Here is a 20,605-nt window from a genome sequence, read left to right as displayed (position 1 = left end):
AATTGTGGATAAGAAAAGAAAGCATCACAGTTTGCTTCCGGGAGGGGAATTTTAGCTTCAGGTAGACATTTATTCTGGATGATTTACAGGCAATTCTTCGCACCTGGCCAGCACGAAAACCGCCAGCGGCGGTTAGAGGATATTTATGCGTTGATTAAAGCGTCAGTGAACGCTGTCCGGAGGGGCTTGTTCCAGCCCGAGGTCAAGTTGATACAATCGCATGTGGGCCAGACGCTCAAATTCATCCGGCGTCATTTGATAAAGTTCATCGACCGGAAGCGTTTTAGTTAAATGATCCGCCATTGCGTAGAGACGATCGTCAAACTCCAGCGTACCCAGTTTTTTCGCACGCTTCTGTTTCAGGGCGTTTTCTCGCCGCCGAACAAGCGTCGCATGCCTCATACGTTCATACCAACGTTTACGGGCAGCACTGACGCTAATGTCCTCACCTGGCGCAATAAGCCCCTCAGCTTCGGCCGCCAGTCGCTCCTGCTGCTGCGCGTAGAGCTTATCGATATTTACGCCGACCAGCTTCCAAAACTGCTCCGACAAAACCACATGCTTCGGATACCAGTAGCGGTTAAAACTGTCCCACTGGACACCCTCTGGCAACTCAAGTAAGCCAAAACGTATAAGCTCCTGGATCAGAGTGCATACCCGACGGACGGTCACCGCTGTTTCAGAAATGACATATCCGTCTTCATCCTTCGGACTGAGCTCGTTGGCCAGTCGGCTGACATTCATCGTAACGATGTTAGTTGCTCTGTCCGCGACGCTGATAAGAAGAGGGGGGATCGCATCGAGCAAATTTTGCCGGTCAGGACGAAAATCACGGGAACGTCCGGCAACCCGCCGCATCTGAACAAAGTAAGGATGGCGTGAAAGACGAATACGCAGTGATATACGACCGCTTTTCTTGTCACGTTTCACCAGCCGGCGATAGCCATGACCAAACTCGCCAGACAACGGTTTGTAATGTTCAGGCCTGATGTATATAGGGTTTGGGCATTTACACGCCGTCGAATGCTCACCCCTTCGGCGTTTGGTAGGTTTTGGAGGTGTTTGCAGGTTGCTTTCATCAATCCACTGCCAATAGGTGTCATCCGTTGCGGCACGCTCTAGCGCATCGAAATTGATATTTTCCCAAGAAGGATCAATTGATAGGTTTTCTGAATGTTTCTTAGTCACACCCGCCAGCACTTATGGCGGACGGGTATTGTGTTCTGAATTGCATGAGTTATAATCTCTCACAGGCCAGCGCCTGCTTTGTGACCCCCTGATATCTGAACCTTCCGCCAAGTTGAGACAGATTTCGGGGGGTTTTTGCATTTAAGGCCCGCTGTTCTGGTACCTTTTCCCTTGAGCATTTAAGGATATGCCCATCCAACGCTACTATGCCGCCTAAAGCCACATAGCCTGTTATTCCTCGGCGCTCAGCCTCTTACAAGCCAGTGACTTCAGCACAAATCTCTGTGAATATTACCCGTTTTTTATCCGCTTGCAACAAATGGATCCCAGCAGAACGATCTCCATCACCCTGACTCAATAAAATATCCTTATAAATCATACCCCATTATCATGATTCTGAAAGATCACGCACGCACACTCTCAAAACCCTCTCTACGCAGTACTTAAGACTAGTTAGCGCCCTAAACATTGATCCACATCGACATTTAGGGAGCTAAAATTAATAATGCCAACATTATGTTCACTTAAGAGTGGGGAAAAAATGACTACTCTTTGCACACCAGACAAAACCGATGCCAATAAAAATATCCAAACAGGTTATACATTTTTTCAAGCAAAGTGAGGAGCCATGGGGGTTAAATATGCCCAAAGCCGCTATATTCACACCAACTAGGCATACTTTAATTTCTTTTAAATTCATGATTATATAGTTAAAAACATTACCAATATTTAGCTATGAAGCCGTCCCGGCGCTTGCCTCTTTTTCTAGCAGGTTGATCGCTCATGACCACAAAGTTATGCAGACAGGTCAGCGCCTCGAAAAATAGGTGCAACTTGTACCGGTTCATTTTGCACCTATTTTTAATTACCCGTCTTCATATAATCCCCCTATACGGCAAGATTCAACTATTGGGCTTATTGTCAGTCACACCCATAAATTTGAGAGTCTGAGGCACAAAAACGAATAAAACACCTTCGAAAAACTATATATTCTATTTTCCTTCTGACTAATTAAGGAAAAAACATGTCACGGAAAATAAATAACGAATTTATCAATCAAAACACCACACAATTAGAAATATCCCTTGAAGTGGCACACTAAATTTGGCCACCTGAATAGAGGTGATATCATCGCCTCATAGTCAAAACAGGTGACATAATGACCAGAAGTAATAGACGTAATTTCAGCCCAGAGTTCAAACTTGAAGCCGCACAGTTGGTCCTCGATCAGCATTACACCGTTTCCGCTGCTGCCACGGCAATGAATGTCGGTAAGTCCACCATGGATAAATGGGTCCGTCAGCTTAAAGAAGAACGCATCGGTAAATCCCCAAAAGCCTCACCGATAACGCCTGAACAGATAGAGATCCGCGAGCTAAAGAAACGACTTCAACGTATTGAAATGGAAAACGATATTTTAAAAAAGGCTACCGCGCTCTTGATGTCGGACTCCCTGAACAATTCTCGCTAGTTGAGAAACTCAGGACGCGGTTTTCTGTTTCCACTGTTTGCAAGGTGTTCGGGATCCATCGCAGCAGCTATCGATACTGGTTCAATCGGCCACGTTTACCTGATGCGGAGCGTGTCCTTTTACTGGGGTTGATCCGTGAAGTTCACCACGCCAGTCAAGGTTCCGCAGGGGCGCGAAGTATTGCCGATATGGTCAGCGCAAAGGGAATGCCTTTAGGTCGTTGGCGGGCAGCTAAGCTAATGAAAGAACTGAATATCGTCAGTTGCCAACAACCCGCGCATCGCTACAAAAAGGCCACCAAAGAGCATGTAGATATCCCGAATCATCTGGAGCGTCAGTTCGCGGTGACCGAGCCTAATCAGGTATGGTGCGGTGATGTGACGTATCTCTGGACGGGTAAACGGTGGGCTTATCTGGCGGTGGTTTTGGATTTATTCTCCCGCAAACCAGTCGGCTGGGCGATGTCGTTTTCACCTGACAGTGCGCTGACGGGAAAGGCATTAACGATGGCCTGGGAATCAAGAGGTAAACCCGCGGGTATTATGTTCCATTCAGATCAGGGCAGTCACTATACCAGCAGGAAATTCAGACAGTTACTGTGGCGATATCGTATAAAGCAAAGCATGAGCCGGCGGGGAAATTGTTGGGATAATAGTCCAATGGAACGCTTTTTCCGAAGCCTGAAATCAGAATGGGTACCGAAAAGTGGTTACGCTAATTTTAGCGACGCAAACATAGCGATAACGAGTTATATCATTGGCTATTACAGCCGGCTCAGACCCCACCAATATAACGGTGGATTAACACCCAATGAATCAGAAAGATTGTTTTGGGAAAGCTCTAAAGCCGTGGCCAATTTTTGTTGACCACTTCATAGCCGCACCTATGTTGATCTCTCAACTATGTATAGTTTGTCGCTAGTCTGTCTCCATTTAACCTGTTGCAGGTAGCTGGCTTAAAATTTCTCCTATACATAGTTTTCATTTTCGAACCAACCTGTTGTCTCCCATTTCAAGGAGACGATCATGAATACCGATCAACCCACTTTATGCAATCACGGTGACTCTGCCGACTATGTTCCATTATTGATTGAATACAGAGCGACATTTCGAGAGTACTTAACCCGTCATGGATATTCGAACAGTTATATTCAGCGTTGCGGGGAGGTCATGGCAAAGTTCTCACGTTGGATGTCGGAAATGCGCCTGTCCTTGAGTGATGTAAATGAGGCATTGGTTGAAGAATTTTTGCACCTGCGCGTTCCCAATTATATTGATCCTGTTACGGGATATCGGCGCAACCACAGTCGCTCGCCCCTTGGGCACTTATTAAACATGTTGCGAACCACAGAGTTAATCCCACCTAAACCTATGGACATGACCCCAGTGGCCGTAGAACTCCGCCGTTTTGATAGCTACCTACAACAGGCTCGTGGATTCGCGAAGAGTACTCGAGAGAACTCCATACGCATCATTGGTCGATTTCTTCGTGAGAGATTTGATGATGGTGCCATTAAATTATCTAACGTCGCCCCCGAACATGTCCGGGATTTTCTCACCATACAGGCCAGTCTTTACAGGACACCGACCAGCTTTAGCCTGGTCGTATCAAGTCTTCGCGGTTATTTCCGATGGCGCATTATGCAGGAGGATGATTTGCGTGTATTAGTTGGTGCCCTGACTAATCCAGCTAGCTGGTCACAGGCATCTTTGCCTAAGTCGCTCAGCATCAACGAAATTGAACAACTTCTGACGTCACTCCGGCAGACAGACCCAATCGGGTTACGTGCTGATGCAATGGTACGTTGTGCATTAGATCTTGGCCTTCGTACTGCTGAAATCGCTCGTCTGAGCCTGGACGATATTGACTGGGTTACCGGAACCATAACGCTGCGTCGGACAAAAGGCCGTCGAGACGATGTCATGCCTTTGCCTGCAACCACTGGACACGCCATCATTGCTTACCTTCAAAACGGGAGGCCGACAACCTCGCATCGGATGGTATTCGCCAGCCATAAAACGCCCCGTGAACGTCCCATATGTAGATCGGTCGTCGGCACTGCCATACGGCAGGTATATGCACGTGCCGGACTTCAATACACCAGCGCCCATCTGTTGCGTCACACGATGGCCAACAGATTACTGGCGACAGGTTCTTCAATTAAGGAGATTGCTGACATTTTGCGGCATCGCTCATTAAATTCCACGCGTATCTACGCCAAACTCGACAGCCGTAAGTTGGTATCCGTAGCCCTGCCATGGCCGGGTAGTTCTGACATTAATACTGCAGGGAGACCGCTATGACGAACGATCTGTCCACACAAGTTGAGCGCTATCTTTCCGAAAAACGCGGCATGGGGTTTGAGATGGGTCATGCAAGTTATTGTTTACGCAGTTTCTCCAGATTCGTCCAGCAAACCAATTATCACGGGCCATTAACACTTGAATTGATGACTGAGTGGGCATCAAAAGGACGGCATTTTGAAACAGTACCTATCAGCATGGCTCACGGTCGCCTGAAATATTTGCGGCCCTTTATGCGTTGGTTGCAATTGTCAGAACCGGATACCGAAGTGCCAGACAGCTCAATATGCGGACGAAAGCCAGGCCGCGGAACGCCACATATTTACAGTGAGCAAGATATCGAAGATCTGTTGGCCGCCGCAAGACAACTGGGCCCGAATAACAGCATCCGGGGTCTACTTTACGAGACCCTCTTCGGTCTTCTCGCAAGTACAGGATTACGTATTTCCGAGGCATTATCATTACGGATTAGCGATGTAGACTTACATCAGGCAATGCTAATAATCCGACGAACCAAGTTTGGGAAATCGCGTTCAGTCGTGCTGCACCCAAGCACTAATCATGCATTACATTATTACCTGAACCAGCGGGAATCAACGGGTGTAGCGTCGGATGAAGATGCTTATCTTTTCATTGGCTTGCGTGCAGATATATTAGGGAAACCATTAGAAGGACAGCAAGTTAGACAAGTATTCAGAGCCTTACGCCGAAAATTGGGCTGGAGCAATCGCGGTACTCATTATGCACCACGGATACACGATCTGCGGCATTCGTTTGTGGTAAGGCGGGTTCAGTTGTGGCAACAACAAGGGATCGATGTGGATCATGAAATGTTGTCGCTATCGACTTATTTAGGGCACGCCAGCGTAGCGGAGACTTATTGGTATCTGCAAGCCGTTCCTGAACTGATGACTCCCTCTGCAAAGCTGTTCGAGATGTCTATGCCGGAGGTATGCGATGCATGAATCAACATTGAAGCACTCGAGCTTCCCGGAAATTGTGCAGCAATTCTTTACTGAATATCTGGTAGCGCAAAGAGCTCTCAGTCCTCAAACTGTCGCCTGCTACCGGGATGCGATTAAGCTCTTTCTTGAGTTCGCAGCCGTACAGCTACACAAGCAGCCCGTAGTGATGAAATTGGAAAATATCACACCCGAGCTCATTCTGAAGTTTTTAGATCACCTGGAATCAGAGCGGCAGAATTCGGTACGAAGCCGTAATTTACGCCTGACTGCCTTGCGAACGTTCCTCAGGTTTGCTGGGCGACGCGATATCACCGCCTTACACACAGTAGAGCGTGCACTTGGTGTACCAATGAAACGCTTTGACCAACCGTTGATTGGCCACTTAACCCGGCCAGAAATGATCGCCATACTGGGCCACCCTGGCGATGGATGGATCTCACAACGCGATCACTTACTGTTTACGCTTATCTACAATACAGGAGCTCGTGTGTCTGAGATTATCAATATCCGTGTCGTTGATGTTGTGCTTGATGGAAGCGCTTGCATTCATCTGAACGGTAAAGGGAGACGAAAGCGCTCGATACCGCTATGGAAATCTACGGTTAGAGCGATACGGGCGTGGTTGCGCATCAACCCAAATATGTTCGGTGATACACCATTGCTTCCGGCCCGATCGGGCCAGCCGATGACGCGAGCAAATGTGACACAACGTTTAACTCTTGCAGTCAACCGTGCAGCTCTCATTCAACCTAGTCTGAAGAGCAAGCGTGTATCACCACATATCCTCAGACACACGACAGCCATGCATCTCTTGCAAAGCGGAGTTTCCTTCAATCTTATTGCGTTATGGCTTGGTCACGAAAGCGTAAATACGACACATCGTTACGTCGAAGCCAACTTGCAGATGAAGGAAGAAGTGCTTTCCCGGCTTGAGGAACCAGACTCCGCATTCAAGCGATTTCGGGCTTCGGATGACCTGCTTAACTTCTTAAAAACGCTGTAACTATGTAAATACGTTGTCAGCTCCTGGCTAATAAACTGTAGGAGCTGGCAATGCCTCGCCAGCTAATTATACATAGTTGAGAGATCAACATAGGTGTGGCACACGAATTTCACCAAAAGTCTGACCGCACACCATGCCATTCATACAAACAAATCTGAACATACCGGGGATCATTTGATAGCTACTGCTTCCGTCATGGCTATTCAGCAAAATAATTTCCGGTACTTCCTGACCTGAAATTTGTCCCTCACGGCGCAAACGCAGCATATGTTTTGTATGTTCACGTTTCCCGGCATCGCGTGTGCGAGTCTGGCAGGCAAAAAACGGCTGAAAACCTTCATTACGCAAATTATCCAAAAGCGTAATAGTCGGAATGTAAGTGTAACGACTACTGCGTGACTCATGCTTTTCCTCAGAAAAAACGCTCGGAACGTAGCGCATTAACTCATCATTGGTCAGTGCGCGTTCTTTACGGATGACATTTTCAGAACGAAAAACGGATGATAAACGGGACATAATAATTCTCCTGAGTAAGGGTAAAATGGCTGTCTTCTGGCGTCTTCCTTTTCCCTCGATGTGTCACGGGAGGCTGTTGCCGTGATAAAAAGACGTCGCCCGGCGATAAGATGAGTACACAAGCCCTTTTTATGGCTTGTCCGGAAAAAGGGCTTGTGTGCGAGGCGCGCTGGGCTAAAGTCTTTCACGGCAACTGACTTCGGTGACAATGCAGAGAATGGGGTCATAACCAGAAACCGGCTTTGCCGGTGCTTTAGCGCCCTGCCGATTTACCGCAGGGCAGTGAAAGCGGCGCGACCATAACGGTCGCTGCAAGCGGGATGTTGACGTCAGGCATCGGTTGGTAGCCGACAGGCCGGAGACTCGTTAGTGGCTCCGCGTGATGGGCGCAGGCGGGGAGCCAAAGCGGCCCAAACCTATAATGTAAAAGATATGGCATGACAAAAATCAGTATCGATAAAGTAAACAGGAAAAATCACGTCAAAAGTAAGCGCCCCGTGTAAACCGTAGAGTAAGGATTAGTTTACATACAGGAAGTTCCATAGTAGCAATTCGTGAATACGAAATACTGGTCCCTAACATTGAAAACTACACATGTAATTCAAATAAAATACTTGTGTATTACATTTATAGTGCTATTATCTTTGCATAAGACGCTGTCTGGTCTTCGCAAAAACGTAATACAAAAGTATTTCATAGAGAGAGGAACTCCCGATGACAGAAACCCCAGAGCAATCTGTACTCGCTCCCTTGGCAGATACCCAAGCTAAAATTATCGCCATCATGAATAACAAAGGCGGTGCAGGTAAAACCTCAACGATCACCAACCTGGCAATGACCCTTGCACAGGGCGGACGACGTGTATTACTTATTGATGGCGACCAGCAGGCAAACTCAACAGAGGTTATGGCCAACGGGAAAAAATACTACGCCCAGTACGGCCATACCATCTGCGATCTGTACAACAACCCGCGCTTCAACATTCTGGATGCTATTATTCCAGCGGTCAGCGGTGAAGATAAGATTAATAACTTATTTATAATCCCCTCAGATCCCTCATTTGAACGCGTGATGGAAAACTGCCTTACCCGTCACCACAGGGAAAAAATCCTGTCCCGCCATCTGCAGTCAGTGATGGATAAATTCGACTACATACTGATTGACTGCTCTCCGGGTCTTAACCTGTCCACCACGAACGCTGCTTTTATGGCAGACCATGTTCTGATCCCGGTAGATGGTGGCAGCTTCGCACTGACGGGGCTCGATGTTGTTCTGGACTATCTGGATGAAATCAGAGAAACCAGCTTTACTCAGTTCAGCGTTTTCCGAAACGAATACAATGCTTCCAAGAAGAAAATGAATACCTATCTCCATGACCAGTTGAGCAACAGTGAGCGGACAAAGAATAACTATCTGGAAACCCGTATCCGGGCAGATGAGAATATTTCACAGGCACAGGTGGCCTGCGTCCCACTTTATTTCTATAACAAAGGCTCACTGGCACTGAACGATTACCGCTCGCTAATGCGTGAACTAGAAACTGTCTTATCTAAAGAGGCTGCATAATGGCAAAAGGTCCACTCACCCGTCCCGCGATGGTCAAGCCGGAATCCAGTCAGGGCGAAGCAAAAACTCGCCTTTCTAACGTCAAGGTAAACCGGAACCGGACAACCAGCGAAAACCCGAAAACCATCCGCATGACGCCGGCAGAAAAAGTCATGTGTACTGAGCTGGTTGATGAAATTCAGGAACTGACAACTAAAACCATCACCGATTCGACGGTGTTACGCGCTGCGCTGTATCTGGCCCGGGAAGTCGGTCCGGAGAAGGTTCTGGAGATGATAAAAGAGAATCTGTAATACATAACAAATTCATTTGTATTTCTTGTATATTACATAATGAGAACGGAGTGTAGTTAGAGGGCCGAAAGCACGATAACTTAAAAACGAATTAATACGCTTGAAAATGAGTCTGGGGATTAAATATGGATACCGTAGAGAAAATTTTAGATTGTATTGGCATCAAGCTTTCCGACATTAATTCACTTGATCAAACAGACAGTTTAATTATCGGTCGTATAATTTCCGAAGTACAACATTACGCGATGTATCATGACAAAAAACCTGAGCTGGAGGCAGAATGTGAAAAATTCGATGCTCTACTCAAAAAGCACCTTAAAAGCCTCTGATTAACCATTAATGTAATTCTTATGTATTACATAAGAATTACATTAATTACTCAGCGGGTTCTCTTCGCTGCAAACCATGCGTCAAACTGCTTATGCCGGCTTTTAGGGATTGCGTCCCTCATAGTGTAATACTGCCAGGGTTCCAGAATCCGGATTTGATCGACAACGTTAACCTTGCGGGTATTGATTTTAAAATCCCCGGAGTTAAAGATTATTTGGTAGCTTTTACAAAGCACCGCAATCATTTTTAACTGACTGGCTGAGTACCCGACATCGAGATTAGCCACCCATTTCGGATCGCTGAATTTATCAGGCTCTTTGATTTTTAACTGTGCCAGAACCGCCTTCGCGCGTTCCTGCCGTGAGGTTGCCCGGGCGGCCGACATAATTCTACGCACTTCAGCTTCTTTTTCTTCCCCGAGCAGCTCCCGGCCACTCACAAAAACAGGGACGAATTTATTAATGCAGGTAGAGCCCACCCAGAGGGAATAATGTGTGAGGGAGTTGGTAATCTGAAACTGATAGCGCAGCCCTTCGTTGTCACATAGCTCACAGGTTTTATTGATGGAGTGCGAGTCAATAAATCCCCCTGTGACCGACCACTCTTTCATGACGGTCGGCCACGCCTGACTTGAAGAATATCGCAACATGTTATCTCTGGCTTTATCTAACCAGCTGTCCATAACTCACCTCCGCCTGAATAACGCCCATTTACAATCTAGAATACCGCAATTGAGCGCCAAGACCAGCGTACCGGTGCGTTTCAGCTTGGAAATATTATGTAATACATAAATATTACACATAAAAGTCTTTTGTATTACATTTAATCACGCATGCAAAACAGTATCGGCGATTTATTCCCGTGCATAAGGCCTCAGAGTCGGTCAGAATAGAGAGGAAACGGCAGGATTGCGCTATGTGAAAAGTAGAATGTATTCAGGGGGTATTGGGTATTTCCCTGCAGATTATGTACAGCGTAACTGTGTAATACAAATGAATTACACAGGTATGATCCCCAGCAGAAAACCAATGGCTCTAGGGCTCGGAAAAGCAGACCTAGCAGCTTTTCCGCTTGGAGCACAAAACAGAAATAATGTAATCCCTTTGAATTACACGCGTATTTCATATGTATTCCTTGCGTATTACATTAACAGAGGGTATATGCTGATGACAACGGGGGAATGTCCTGTTCCTGTGACCCATGATGAAACGGCCATTGCCCTGAGCCGAATGGCGTTGATGCAGGAACATCTGCCGAAGTGGCCATGCAGTTGTACTATTTGAAGTTTGGGGCAACCGTATTCATCATGCCGCTATAGCTGACCGATAATAGGCTATTAATTGCGACTGGAGCTTGCCGCCTGATGCTGTCCAAAACGGTTCGGTTTCGTACTGGAAACAATATTACGAATATCACCCGGGAATTTAAATCATCCCGGCAGACCATTATGCGGATAAGGGATTCAGCTAACCATGAACAAAGATGAAATGAAAAAACGGGCAGAAAATATTCTTCATGAAAATCAGACCATCATCATCAACTGCGGACTGATGAATATCCGGGCCAGACCAGCATTACCGCATTATGAAATTCGGCTCAATCGCGACGGTTTGTACACCATACTCAAGGGAACCGAATTGTCACTGAGACAATGGAACTACATGGACGATGGATATCGGCTTGACTTGCTGGATTGCCACTCTTATCCTTGCGCGGTACACATTGCCTCCATCACATTAAACCAGAATGAATCTCAGCATATCAGCGAACAACTCAATCTCACGATCAAAGACAGTCGTACTGAACAACCAATGGAAGATATACGTCTGGAAGAAAAAACTCGTTTGTTGAGAATTAAAAATATAATTAAATAACATATATTTCAATTAGTTATTTGATAGATAACCCGAATTTCATTAAATGAAAACTTCGCTCACACTAGGCCGACTTACGTAACCTAATGAATAATAATATAGAAGATACCACGACTGAACTTTCCCACCTGGCATTCTGCGCCCTCATTGCGCTTCACTTGGCTCACAAAGAAGGCAAAGTCAGCGCACCTACCGCTGAGAACCTTTTTTTGGTTCGCTGGTTGTCTCTGGCACAGAAACAAAAACGATTCTCGAAACGAGTCGCTATCGATATCCAATGGCTATTGGATAAAGGTCGTCAGCAAGGTTTGACGGGTAAGTTGAAGCAGCACCTGGAATACTTGTGGCGTTCCTGCACCGGCGCTCTGGATAAGCAATCTGACCTGTTTCGACTAACGTATGCGACTGAATGTCTGAAAGAAAAGGGGTGGGATAATGCCGTAATGAACAAGAAGGAGTGGCACTCAGAAGAAATTGATGAGCTTCCCCCAGGAACATCTGGTTTTTATGTAGAAAAAGAAAAATTAAATGCCGGTTTCTCTGTGGGTGGGAAACAGCTGCAGCCAGTACCGTTTCGGGTATCCGGTAATCTGGATGAATTTATTGAGGTTCTGGCCCAGTATGCCCTTATCGTGAATGTTAAAACCTCAACACCCACATACACACAAGTTGAACTTATCTCCACACATGACGCAGGTGAGTAAATACCGGACTCATCCGTGACTTCGTCGCACCAACTTACCGCCAACAACCGGCACAATCATCCCAGCCCTGGCCTGTCTGATCATTGGTAAGCAGGCAGTCAATGACCATACAGTTACGAATATCCGCTATCATATTAATTTCACTGAATAAATAATCTACCTGCTCTTTCAATTGCTCATCGTTTTCTGCGGTCATCGGTACCCGGTATTCATTGCCATCTAAGGCTTGACCGTCAAATTCAGCTTCGATGAACCAGTCAATCAACTCTCGGGTCTTTTTCTTCCCACGGGTAAATTTACTGCCATTTTCTATCGACACAAACAACGTCATGGAAAGTGGAGTAGGGGAGTTCACTCTGTGGGGTAAGTTTTTTACCTCGTTCTGGCTTGCAGCATATTTGATGGCACTACTAATGGTACTCCGGCTACAACCAATGGTTTTTTGCACCTGGCTCCAGGAGCTGCCACTCAACAGCAATCGATTGATGGCATCGTAACGCACCTTGTTAATCTGACGACCTCGATATTTCCCTTCAGCTTTAGCTTTGCAGATCCCCTGTTGCTGCCGTTCCCGCCGTTGTTCATAATCACGACGAGCAATAGCCGCCAGCATATCGAGCAGCATGTCATTGATGGCCGCAAACATCCGGTTATCAAATTCATAAGATTTGGGTAAAAGATGCTGCCAGGTGGTAGGAACATTGACCGCCACAACGCAGACACCACGTTGACGAATAATCAATTTCAATTGCTCCCACTCATCCCCGTTAAGACGAGAAAGACGATCAACATCCTCGATCAAAAGCACATCACCAGGTCGGCAGTCGTCGAGCAGACGAAAAAGTACGGGGCGTTCCAGACGAGCACCGGATTCATTCTCAGCATAATAGTTGCAGATGACAACATTATGCTCATGAGCAAAACGGTCAAGCATATCACGAGCGCGTTGCGCATCCTGTTCACTGGTGGAGGCCCGCAGGTAGGCACGAATAAACATGGTCATGGTACTGTTTGAGTCCTTTAATGATACCAGTCTGGTTAGGGTTGGTATTACAGGCTTATACAGTACCGGATTAAACCAGTTCGGGATAGGGATACTTAAATAGTACCGAAACTACCACTTGAGTTATGCCGCTGGTAGCTTCAGCATTGAAGTGGTCAACAAAAATTGGCCACGGCTTTAGAGCTTTCCCAAAACAATCTTTCTGATTCATTGGGTGTTAATCCACCGTTATATTGGTGGGGTCTGAGCCGGCTGTAATAGCCAATGATATAACTCGTTATCGCTATGTTTGCGTCGCTAAAATTAGCGTAACCACTTTTCGGTACCCATTCTGATTTCAGGCTTCGGAAAAAGCGTTCCATTGGACTATTATCCCAACAATTTCCCCGCCGGCTCATGCTTTGCTTTATACGATATCGCCACAGTAACTGTCTGAATTTCCTGCTGGTATAGTGACTGCCCTGATCTGAATGGAACATAATACCCGCGGGTTTACCTCTTGATTCCCAGGCCATCGTTAATGCCTTTCCCGTCAGCGCACTGTCAGGTGAAAACGACATCGCCCAGCCGACTGGTTTGCGGGAGAATAAATCCAAAACCACCGCCAGATAAGCCCACCGTTTACCCGTCCAGAGATACGTCACATCACCGCACCATACCTGATTAGGCTCGGTCACCGCGAACTGACGCTCCAGATGATTCGGGATATCTACATGCTCTTTGGTGGCCTTTTTGTAGCGATGCGCGGGTTGTTGGCAACTGACGATATTCAGTTCTTTCATTAGCTTAGCTGCCCGCCAACGACCTAAAGGCATTCCCTTTGCGCTGACCATATCGGCAATACTTCGCGCCCCTGCGGAACCTTGACTGGCGTGGTGAACTTCACGGATCAACCCCAGTAAAAGGACACGCTCCGCATCAGGTAAACGTGGCCGATTGAACCAGTATCGATAGCTGCTGCGATGGATCCCGAACACCTTGCAAACAGTGGAAACAGAAAACCGCGTCCTGAGTTTCTCAACTAGCGAGAATTGTTCAGGGAGTCCGACATCAAGAGCGCGGTAGCCTTTTTTAAAATATCGTTTTCCATTTCAATACGTTGAAGTCGTTTCTTTAGCTCGCGGATCTCTATCTGTTCAGGCGTTATCGGTGAGGCTTTTGGGGATTTACCGATGCGTTCTTCTTTAAGCTGACGGACCCATTTATCCATGGTGGACTTACCGACATTCATTGCCGTGGCAGCAGCGGAAACGGTGTAATGCTGATCGAGGACCAACTGTGCGGCTTCAAGTTTGAACTCTGGGCTGAAATTACGTCTATTACTTCTGGTCATTATGTCACCTGTTTTGACTATGAGGCGATGATATCACCTCTATTCAGGTGGCCAAATTTAGTGTGCCACTTCAATCCGCCATCATATCCCCGTTGGCGTATCTCGCATAGCAGCACACTGGCCGGTATCCACTGTGGTCTGGCAGCAGCAACGCGCTCGAGAACATACGGCTTGAACGGGTCAAGCTTGCATGTTCTCGGCATACGCGGCTTGTAACGCATGTCAGCCACCGGTAGTGGACTACGGATATATCGTCGAACGGTCTCGTGGGAGCATGAAAGCTGCCGTGCGGTGGCACGGATGGACATGCCTTGACGGTGTAAAACGTGAATCTCCACTCTGGTCTCCAATGTCATCATTGGCAGTGCCTTAAAACTGCCACTTTTACCCTAGGTGGGTCAAATTTACATCGGTAGCGACAGTTAAATAGCCAAAAATAGACCAACCAAATTGGCTGTGTCTATATTGGCTACTTAATTTATTCTATTAACCGCTATTTTGGTTCTACTACACCCTAAACCACTATTTTCACCTGACACCCGTAGCCCTAATTAGTAGCAGCTCAGTGAGTCCTGTTTAATACAGTGGCTCGAGTGAACTCATAATAGATTTCACGTTTCTCTTGGTAGAAACTGCTTTTTATTATTATGATGTATGGCCCAAAAAGATTCCTCGGGCCACCGCTGTTCTTGGCGGTAATAGCGTCTGATTTCCTCCTTGTATGTGCTGTAGATGGTCAAAATACGTTCATTATACTCAGTCAGTAATGTTTGGTCTCCGTTGTTCAGGGAGGCAAAAACTGCCTGAGCACCTCGTAGCCCGGTATAAACAGAGTTATAAATCCCTTGCGATGATAAGGGGTCGAAAGACAATGCGGCATCGCCAATAGCAAGCCAACGCTGGCCAGAGACGTTAACCAGATGGCTTCCCGTAGCATCGGTCATATGTACCGGCGCATCATGGTGCTCATCATCAGCAAACCAGCGTTTGATATGCTGGCTATCGCGCAAATGTGCAATAAAATCGGCAGGCTGCCGATAAAGCCGAGCCTCTTTCGGATTAACTTGTAAAGCAAGTACCCGCTTATCTTCAGGAAGCCCAGCGGAATACCACCATCCCGTCGGAATAGCTTCGACAATACTTCGCGTGTCAGCATGATGACTGGAATACCATGAATACAACGAGAGTAACGGTGGCCCCCTATGTATGATGCCACCCAATCGCTCTGCCACGGTTCTAGATTTTCCGCTGGCATCGATAATCCATCGTGCCGTAATGGTGCAATCGCCAGCATTCACCTCAACGCTTTGAGCGGTGGTCTTTACCGATGTCAGAGGTTTATGCAGGAAGCGCGCCTTTGCATCGATGGCCGCCTCTCGCAGGTAATTCTCGAAACGCGGCCGATCAACGTGCCATCCACAGCCATAGGGATCATTAATAAAATCAGTCTCTTGCGGGCTATCACTGCCCCAGATAGAGATATTGCCATAGTTCCGCAATGGTTTACTCTTTAAAAACCAAGGATATAAACCCGTTGCCTGTAACAAAGGGGTGATAGCTCCGGGCAAGCTTTCACCAACCTTAGGTTGCGACGAAATCGACTTGTCTAACATAATGACGTCCAGCCCCTTCAGGGCCAGAACACGTGCCGCAACAGCCCCCGCGGGGCCAGCTCCGACAACTATTACATCGCAAAGTATTGGCATCATAGACGTCGTTGGAATTTATTCCATGCCTCATCCGTCCAGCCCGCTTCTTTGAGAAGTTCATCTCGGTCTTTGACAGGCGAGCCATCAATATAACCACCAATCGCAGATGCCGCTTTAGATAATGGTTTTTGGTTTGATTTGAGCTGCTCGACAAACACTGTCGGATGTTGCTCTGCATAATCAGCAGGCGGCAGGCGGCGCTGTACAATGCCCATCTCATCAAATCGCTTAACCATTGCCTGCATGGTGTCTTCAGGATTATCAAACTCTGTCATAAACTTGCGCATCCAGACATCCCGGAACTGAAAAGCATTATGGCGCGTTTCATCACTCAGGTCAGTATTGGCGTAAATCAAAAAATTCTCTTCAGAGAGGACTTGATTAGGCACACTGGCTGGCCAGTAAGAAGGCAAATACGGATGAAATTCTGGATCATAACCTGAGCGGCAACGCGCTGTATCACCGTGCCATGGCACCCCCATCCAACGAGTCAGGTCGCCAGGCGCTTGAGCATGCAAAGGACCATCTTTCGCCACCGCCTGCTCTGGCGTCAAGATATCACCATAATCCTCTCTCGGAAGATGAGGTTCACGGAGCTTAATGCGAGCCACTTCACTGTAAAGTGAGGCGTGACGCATAGTCCATGTCAGTTCACAGCCAGGGTGGAAAGCATCAGCACAACAGTAGGATAACGGGCCAGCATCGAGCCGCGCAGGTTGTTCTGCAATAGGCGATTCCTCAAGAGGTTTTGCATAAACAGGTGCAGGGAAACCGCTATTCAGTGGATAGTCTTCTTTATTCAGATCTGCGGAAAAATGCGACTGACTAAAGTTGGTAAGATGTTTATAACTCTGTGCTGAAACCGGCAAAAGATCGCCTTTTAAAGCCGGAGCATTTAAGCCATAAGCATCGCCATATAATGGAGGCCATTTTAATGCGTCATTACCTTCGGAGGTCTCATCGTCAGGTGCCCGGAATTTTTTATACACCTCTTCACGTTTTTCTTGGCTAGCGTCGTTAGCGAGTTCGTGGATCAGTGCAGTATTGATAGGATAGGAACCACCCGGTCCGTGCAGTTGTGCAGACCCTAAATTTACCCACTGCAACCCGGAAAGACGTTCTAACTGCGGTAAGATATGTTTGGTGTATGAGGTTTCTTCATCCGCAGAGACCATACCCGCATCAATCGCTGTATTGAGCGCCATATCATATAACGATCGGAAAGGCACAATACCCGGAGCATAATCTGGAGGTGCCACCACCACCCAAGCGCCAGTGACAGGAATATCTTTCCCTTTCAGTTGGACTTTAGCCGAAATAGGGCCATCTGAAATATCGTCGTACCAATCAACTGAGTTATTGAAGTTGTGTTCCTTACCTTCATCATCATAAACCAGTAATGGCGCACCACTAGGCGATTCCGCTAACCCGTGCCCACCCAATACCAGTAATCGGCCCTGCTCATCTGTTCTCAGTTCACCTAAATTGACCGGGACTTTCTTATTCGCGGGCACACTGAAGAAAGTTCCCCCGTCTAACTGTACTGCATCGGTATTCTTGCCACAGATGGTTTTCGCGGGCGGTCTGATTTCCAATTCACGTCGTAACTCAGTGACATCAGGGTTACGGCGGGGAACTTCTTTTGCTGTTCGCTGATCCATTGCCACATCGAAGACATACCAAGAGGCTTTTGTATTGGCAACTTCCACCTTCCACTCAATGTCTGCGATATCCGGAGTTAATTCCCTGATAGCCACGCCAGCTTTGTTATAGCCGTAAACCCTGAAGCGGGCTGCCTGTCGTTTGATGGCGCCAGAACTATCGCGCATTGAGCCGTAAGGCAGTGGTTGTACCAAGGGGTACTCTGGCCCGATGAAATATTCATCGGGACTGTTACCTACTCGTGCAATGCCAATTCCGGGGTGAATTTTTGCATAAACAATCTCACTGTCTTCTTTTGCACTTTTTGGGGAAAAATGGTCACTTACGTTATTTGATTTTTTCATACGAATGGTGTCTTTATTTAAGGAGATACAATGACATTATCAACGTCAGGATATAAGCATTCAGGTATGTAATGCCTCTAATTTTGAGGTTTGCTCATGACCACCGTTAATGCTTATTGTCCTCGCTGTCAGTCTGCTCAGATTTACCGCCATGGCTAGAAATCAGGAAGTAGCCATGTATTTAATGAGTTGATATAAAATTAAACGTAATACTTACGTTCAATGAAGTGCCGATGGTCCTGTCATGCATTTCGGGGGGGGTTATAGTCGAGTTGGAAGGTGCGCTTACAGGGCTGACAGCGATAACGCTGATGCCTCCTTTACCACAACCGTGTTTTTCACTGGGTATGTATGTTTGCAAAATGGATGCCTTACATCAACTTTAGCTATGCGGTATCCACAACGAAAAACGCAGGCTCTACACCTTAATCAACATATTAAATACTTGACCACGCATTTTTAATAATCTAGTTATTTACGTGATGTTTAATATACCTCTAAATTTAACATTCTCTTTTAGCTGTCGTTTTCATAGCGTATAGAAAATCTTTAATTAATTGATTGTTTTTATATTAATTTATATTATTAATATTATTAACATGACATTACTCTCATTTGGGCAGAGGTTTCATGCAAATTGGAATTAACTAAATCAATGATCAATTAGGATCACTGTAATCCCGCTAGACCTGTCTTTTAACGATGTTGGAAGCACCACAGAAGCTTGGATCGCAACGTGCCGTTGCGATGCTTGACTAACCGGCTATTTAGCTACTATGCCTTTCTTACTCTCATCTGTTGGATATGAAGAATTGAGATTATGGGACCCGTCGGCTTGCCGATGGGGGGTACTGCAGTTTACCTAAGTGTAACGGTCAACTAAAACCGGACACGGATTTAGGCACATTGCTGTAGTCGGCGTTCATATTCATCCGGCGATATATTTCCCAGCCGATAATGCCGCCTTTTCAGATTATAAAAACTGTCAATATAATCGATAACATCAGCGATACCCTGACTTCGGGTTTCATAACGACGATAGTTAACCCTCTCAGCTTTCAGGCTGCGGAAAAACCTTTCCGTAACAGCATTATCCAGGCAGTTACCTTTTCGGCTCATGCTACCTGTAACATCCAGCTCCTGCTGGCAGCATTGGAACTGCGCGCTGGTATATTGCGACCCTTGATCGCTATGGAAGGTTCTGTCGCATTAAGGCGTAGTCAGGTAACATGCTGTTTTTTTTTACGATGTTGCCTGACCATGTCTCTGATCCAAAAAGCCTTCCATAGCCTGCATTACCCCACTGATGTTATCGCTCAGTGTGTTCGCTGGTATCTCGCTTATGGCCTCAGCCTGCGTAATCTCGAGGAGATGATGGCAGAGCGTGGCGTTATTGTTGATCACTCCACGTTACACCGCTGGGTTATCCGTCTGGTGCCCTTGCTGGATAAGGTATTTCGTCGGCATAAACGCTCAGTAGGTCGTCGGTGGCGAATGGATGAAACCTACATCAAAATCAAAGGTCAGTGGAAATATCTTTACCGCGCGGTGGATACTTCAGGCCAGACCATCGACTTTCTGCTGACCGCCAAACGGGACGCTGCAGCGGCATTACGCTTCTTTCGCAAGGCCATTCGTTATCACGGCGAACCTGATGTGGTCACCATCGATAAAAGTGGAGCCAACACCGCAGCTTTAGCCACGCTCAACGCTGAAAAACCTGATGAGGAAGCGATTACCGTCAGGCAAAGTAAATACCTGAACAACCTGATTGAGCAGGACCACCGAAACATCAAACGACGAATACGGCCGATGCTGGGATTCAAATCATTTCGCCGGGCACAGACGATATTGGCTGGCATTGAGTGTGTGCAGATGATACGTAAAGGGCAGCTTCAGCCTCCCGACGGCGAGGGTTTATCCCCGACGGAACAATTCTATTTGTTGGCTGCCTAAAAAACCGGCAGTGCCACTTTTGCTAACTTCTCTACGCTAATGCGACAGAGCCTTTTCACGTGCATAACTGAATGGGGCAGGATCCAGCGACACCTCCGTACTTCAGGGCGGCGAAAACGGAGGTATCAGAACGAAGGAATTCACCAATTCAGATTTGGTTAGCGCCTATGGGACTATGCCCTGCCTTCTTATGGTCAAAAACCAAGCCAACTAATACCGCCAGCTACAGAAACCTTATATCAAGCCCGTTCTAGGCAACATCTACATTGAAATGTAGTGGCCTTAGCTCTGAAAAATCTCTCAGATTTCACGTAGCGTGATTGATATTCATGCGCATGCTCTTATTCTGATATGGAGATCTGCAACTAAAAATAAAATTCAGTTT

19 protein-coding genes and 3 pseudogenes are annotated in these 20,605 nt (G+C 46.8%); 12 read left to right on the top strand and 10 right to left on the bottom strand.

What is annotated here, in order from left to right; genetic code table 11:
* Window positions 1-162 precede the first annotated feature (162 nt).
* Window positions 163-1,188, bottom strand: coding sequence for a plasmid replication initiator RepA (gene repA, locus ACF3VQ_RS21750; RefSeq protein ID WP_392435830.1), 1,026 nt, complete (start codon window positions 1,186-1,188; stop codon window positions 163-165).
* Between the two features lie 1,159 nt (window positions 1,189-2,347).
* On the opposite strand from repA, the gene ACF3VQ_RS21745 reads away from it, so the two are divergent.
* The 4 genes from ACF3VQ_RS21745 (at window position 2,348) to ACF3VQ_RS21730 (ending at window position 6,930) form a co-directional block, all read left to right on the top strand.
* A protein-coding gene (locus tag ACF3VQ_RS21745) for an IS3 family transposase (RefSeq protein ID WP_392432225.1) occupies window positions 2,348-3,525 on the top strand; the annotation gives its coding sequence in 2 pieces (ribosomal slippage) (window positions 2,348-2,606 and window positions 2,606-3,525; 1,179 coding nt in all).
* Window positions 3,526-3,684: 159 nt separating this feature from the next.
* A complete protein-coding gene (locus ACF3VQ_RS21740) occupies window positions 3,685-4,962 on the top strand; it encodes a site-specific integrase (protein WP_392435828.1) in 1,278 nt (425 codons plus the stop codon).
* Window positions 4,959-5,927 carry a tyrosine-type recombinase/integrase gene (locus ACF3VQ_RS21735; RefSeq protein ID WP_392435826.1) on the top strand — a complete coding sequence of 323 codons (969 nt, stop codon included), beginning with the start codon at window positions 4,959-4,961 and terminating at the stop codon, window positions 5,925-5,927. The genes ACF3VQ_RS21740 and ACF3VQ_RS21735 overlap by 4 nt, the downstream gene beginning before the upstream one ends.
* Window positions 5,920-6,930 (top strand): tyrosine-type recombinase/integrase, encoded by a 1,011-nt coding sequence (locus ACF3VQ_RS21730; RefSeq protein ID WP_392435823.1) that lies wholly within the window; start codon window positions 5,920-5,922, stop codon window positions 6,928-6,930. The genes ACF3VQ_RS21735 and ACF3VQ_RS21730 overlap by 8 nt, the downstream gene beginning before the upstream one ends.
* Before the next feature lie 93 nt (window positions 6,931-7,023).
* On the opposite strand, the pseudogene ACF3VQ_RS21725 reads toward ACF3VQ_RS21730, so the two are convergent.
* A pseudogene (locus tag ACF3VQ_RS21725) lies at window positions 7,024-7,446 on the bottom strand (DUF932 domain-containing protein); the annotation flags it as partial.
* A 714-nt stretch (window positions 7,447-8,160) separates the two neighbouring features.
* Between ACF3VQ_RS21725 and ACF3VQ_RS21720 the strand changes: the two are divergent.
* The 3 genes from ACF3VQ_RS21720 (at window position 8,161) to ACF3VQ_RS21710 (ending at window position 9,634) form a co-directional block, all read left to right on the top strand.
* Complete coding sequence (locus ACF3VQ_RS21720; protein ID WP_392435820.1) at window positions 8,161-9,012, top strand: ParA family protein; 852 nt, start codon at window positions 8,161-8,163, stop codon at window positions 9,010-9,012.
* A complete protein-coding gene (locus ACF3VQ_RS21715) occupies window positions 9,012-9,305 on the top strand; it encodes a hypothetical protein (RefSeq protein WP_392435818.1) in 294 nt (97 codons plus the stop codon). The genes ACF3VQ_RS21720 and ACF3VQ_RS21715 overlap by 1 nt, the downstream gene beginning before the upstream one ends.
* 125 nt (window positions 9,306-9,430) lie before the next feature.
* Window positions 9,431-9,634: a hypothetical protein gene (locus ACF3VQ_RS21710; RefSeq protein WP_392435816.1), complete on the top strand. Its 204-nt coding sequence runs from the start codon at window positions 9,431-9,433 to the stop codon at window positions 9,632-9,634.
* 50 nt (window positions 9,635-9,684) lie between these two features.
* Here ACF3VQ_RS21710 and ACF3VQ_RS21705 read toward each other — a convergent pair whose 3' ends face one another.
* Complete coding sequence (locus tag ACF3VQ_RS21705; RefSeq protein ID WP_392435813.1) at window positions 9,685-10,317, bottom strand: hypothetical protein; 633 nt, start codon at window positions 10,315-10,317, stop codon at window positions 9,685-9,687.
* 478 nt (window positions 10,318-10,795) lie between these two features.
* On the opposite strand from ACF3VQ_RS21705, the gene ACF3VQ_RS21700 reads away from it, so the two are divergent.
* From ACF3VQ_RS21700 to ACF3VQ_RS21690, 3 genes are all read left to right on the top strand, one after another.
* On the top strand, window positions 10,796-10,918 hold the full coding sequence (locus ACF3VQ_RS21700; RefSeq protein ID WP_392435811.1) for a hypothetical protein: 123 nt from the start codon (window positions 10,796-10,798) through the stop codon (window positions 10,916-10,918).
* A gap of 189 nt (window positions 10,919-11,107) precedes the next feature.
* The gene (locus ACF3VQ_RS21695; RefSeq protein ID WP_392435810.1) at window positions 11,108-11,509 is read left to right on the top strand and encodes a hypothetical protein; all 402 of its coding nucleotides are present in this window, start codon (window positions 11,108-11,110) and stop codon (window positions 11,507-11,509) included.
* 86 nt (window positions 11,510-11,595) lie between these two features.
* On the top strand, window positions 11,596-12,213 hold the full coding sequence (locus tag ACF3VQ_RS21690) for a DUF2913 family protein (RefSeq protein WP_392435807.1): 618 nt from the start codon (window positions 11,596-11,598) through the stop codon (window positions 12,211-12,213).
* Between the two features lie 34 nt (window positions 12,214-12,247).
* Here ACF3VQ_RS21690 and ACF3VQ_RS21685 read toward each other — a convergent pair whose 3' ends face one another.
* From ACF3VQ_RS21685 to ACF3VQ_RS21665, 5 genes are all read right to left on the bottom strand, one after another.
* Window positions 12,248-13,216, bottom strand: coding sequence for a recombinase family protein (locus ACF3VQ_RS21685; RefSeq protein WP_392435804.1), 969 nt, complete (start codon window positions 13,214-13,216; stop codon window positions 12,248-12,250).
* A gap of 155 nt (window positions 13,217-13,371) precedes the next feature.
* Window positions 13,372-14,549 (bottom strand): IS3 family transposase gene (locus ACF3VQ_RS21680; protein ID WP_392432225.1). Its coding sequence is split into 2 segments (ribosomal slippage): window positions 13,372-14,291 and window positions 14,291-14,549, totalling 1,179 coding nucleotides; the frame shifts between segments, so codons are not numbered across the junction.
* Between the two features lie 17 nt (window positions 14,550-14,566).
* Window positions 14,567-14,908 (bottom strand): helix-turn-helix domain-containing protein, encoded by a 342-nt coding sequence (locus tag ACF3VQ_RS21675; RefSeq protein ID WP_392435802.1) that lies wholly within the window; start codon window positions 14,906-14,908, stop codon window positions 14,567-14,569.
* Window positions 14,909-15,160: 252 nt separating this feature from the next.
* Complete coding sequence (locus tag ACF3VQ_RS21670; RefSeq protein WP_392435896.1) at window positions 15,161-16,255, bottom strand: NAD(P)/FAD-dependent oxidoreductase; 1,095 nt, start codon at window positions 16,253-16,255, stop codon at window positions 15,161-15,163.
* The gene (locus ACF3VQ_RS21665; RefSeq protein WP_392435889.1) at window positions 16,255-18,264 is read right to left on the bottom strand and encodes a LodA/GoxA family CTQ-dependent oxidase; all 2,010 of its coding nucleotides are present in this window, start codon (window positions 18,262-18,264) and stop codon (window positions 16,255-16,257) included. The genes ACF3VQ_RS21670 and ACF3VQ_RS21665 overlap by 1 nt, the downstream gene beginning before the upstream one ends.
* A gap of 96 nt (window positions 18,265-18,360) precedes the next feature.
* On the opposite strand from ACF3VQ_RS21665, the gene ACF3VQ_RS21660 reads away from it, so the two are divergent.
* A complete protein-coding gene (locus ACF3VQ_RS21660) occupies window positions 18,361-18,423 on the top strand; it encodes an IS1 family transposase (protein ID WP_392435893.1) in 63 nt (20 codons plus the stop codon).
* A gap of 104 nt (window positions 18,424-18,527) precedes the next feature.
* Here the strand turns inward: ACF3VQ_RS21660 and ACF3VQ_RS21655 are convergent.
* Together ACF3VQ_RS21655 and ACF3VQ_RS21650 are read right to left on the bottom strand one after the other, a co-directional pair.
* A pseudogene (locus tag ACF3VQ_RS21655) lies at window positions 18,528-18,654 on the bottom strand (IS1 family transposase); the annotation flags it as partial.
* 507 nt (window positions 18,655-19,161) lie between these two features.
* Window positions 19,162-19,458, bottom strand: a pseudogene (locus ACF3VQ_RS21650) (IS3 family transposase); the annotation flags it as partial.
* Window positions 19,459-19,524: 66 nt separating this feature from the next.
* Here ACF3VQ_RS21650 and ACF3VQ_RS21645 point away from each other — a divergent pair.
* Window positions 19,525-20,220: an IS6 family transposase gene (locus ACF3VQ_RS21645; RefSeq protein WP_392435870.1), complete on the top strand. Its 696-nt coding sequence runs from the start codon at window positions 19,525-19,527 to the stop codon at window positions 20,218-20,220.
* Window positions 20,221-20,605 lie beyond the last annotated feature (385 nt).

The organism is Yersinia fenwicki (genome assembly GCF_043099325.1).
Taxonomy (GTDB): domain Bacteria; phylum Pseudomonadota; class Gammaproteobacteria; order Enterobacterales; family Enterobacteriaceae; genus Yersinia.
This window is presented reverse-complemented; position numbering and strand designations above follow the sequence as displayed.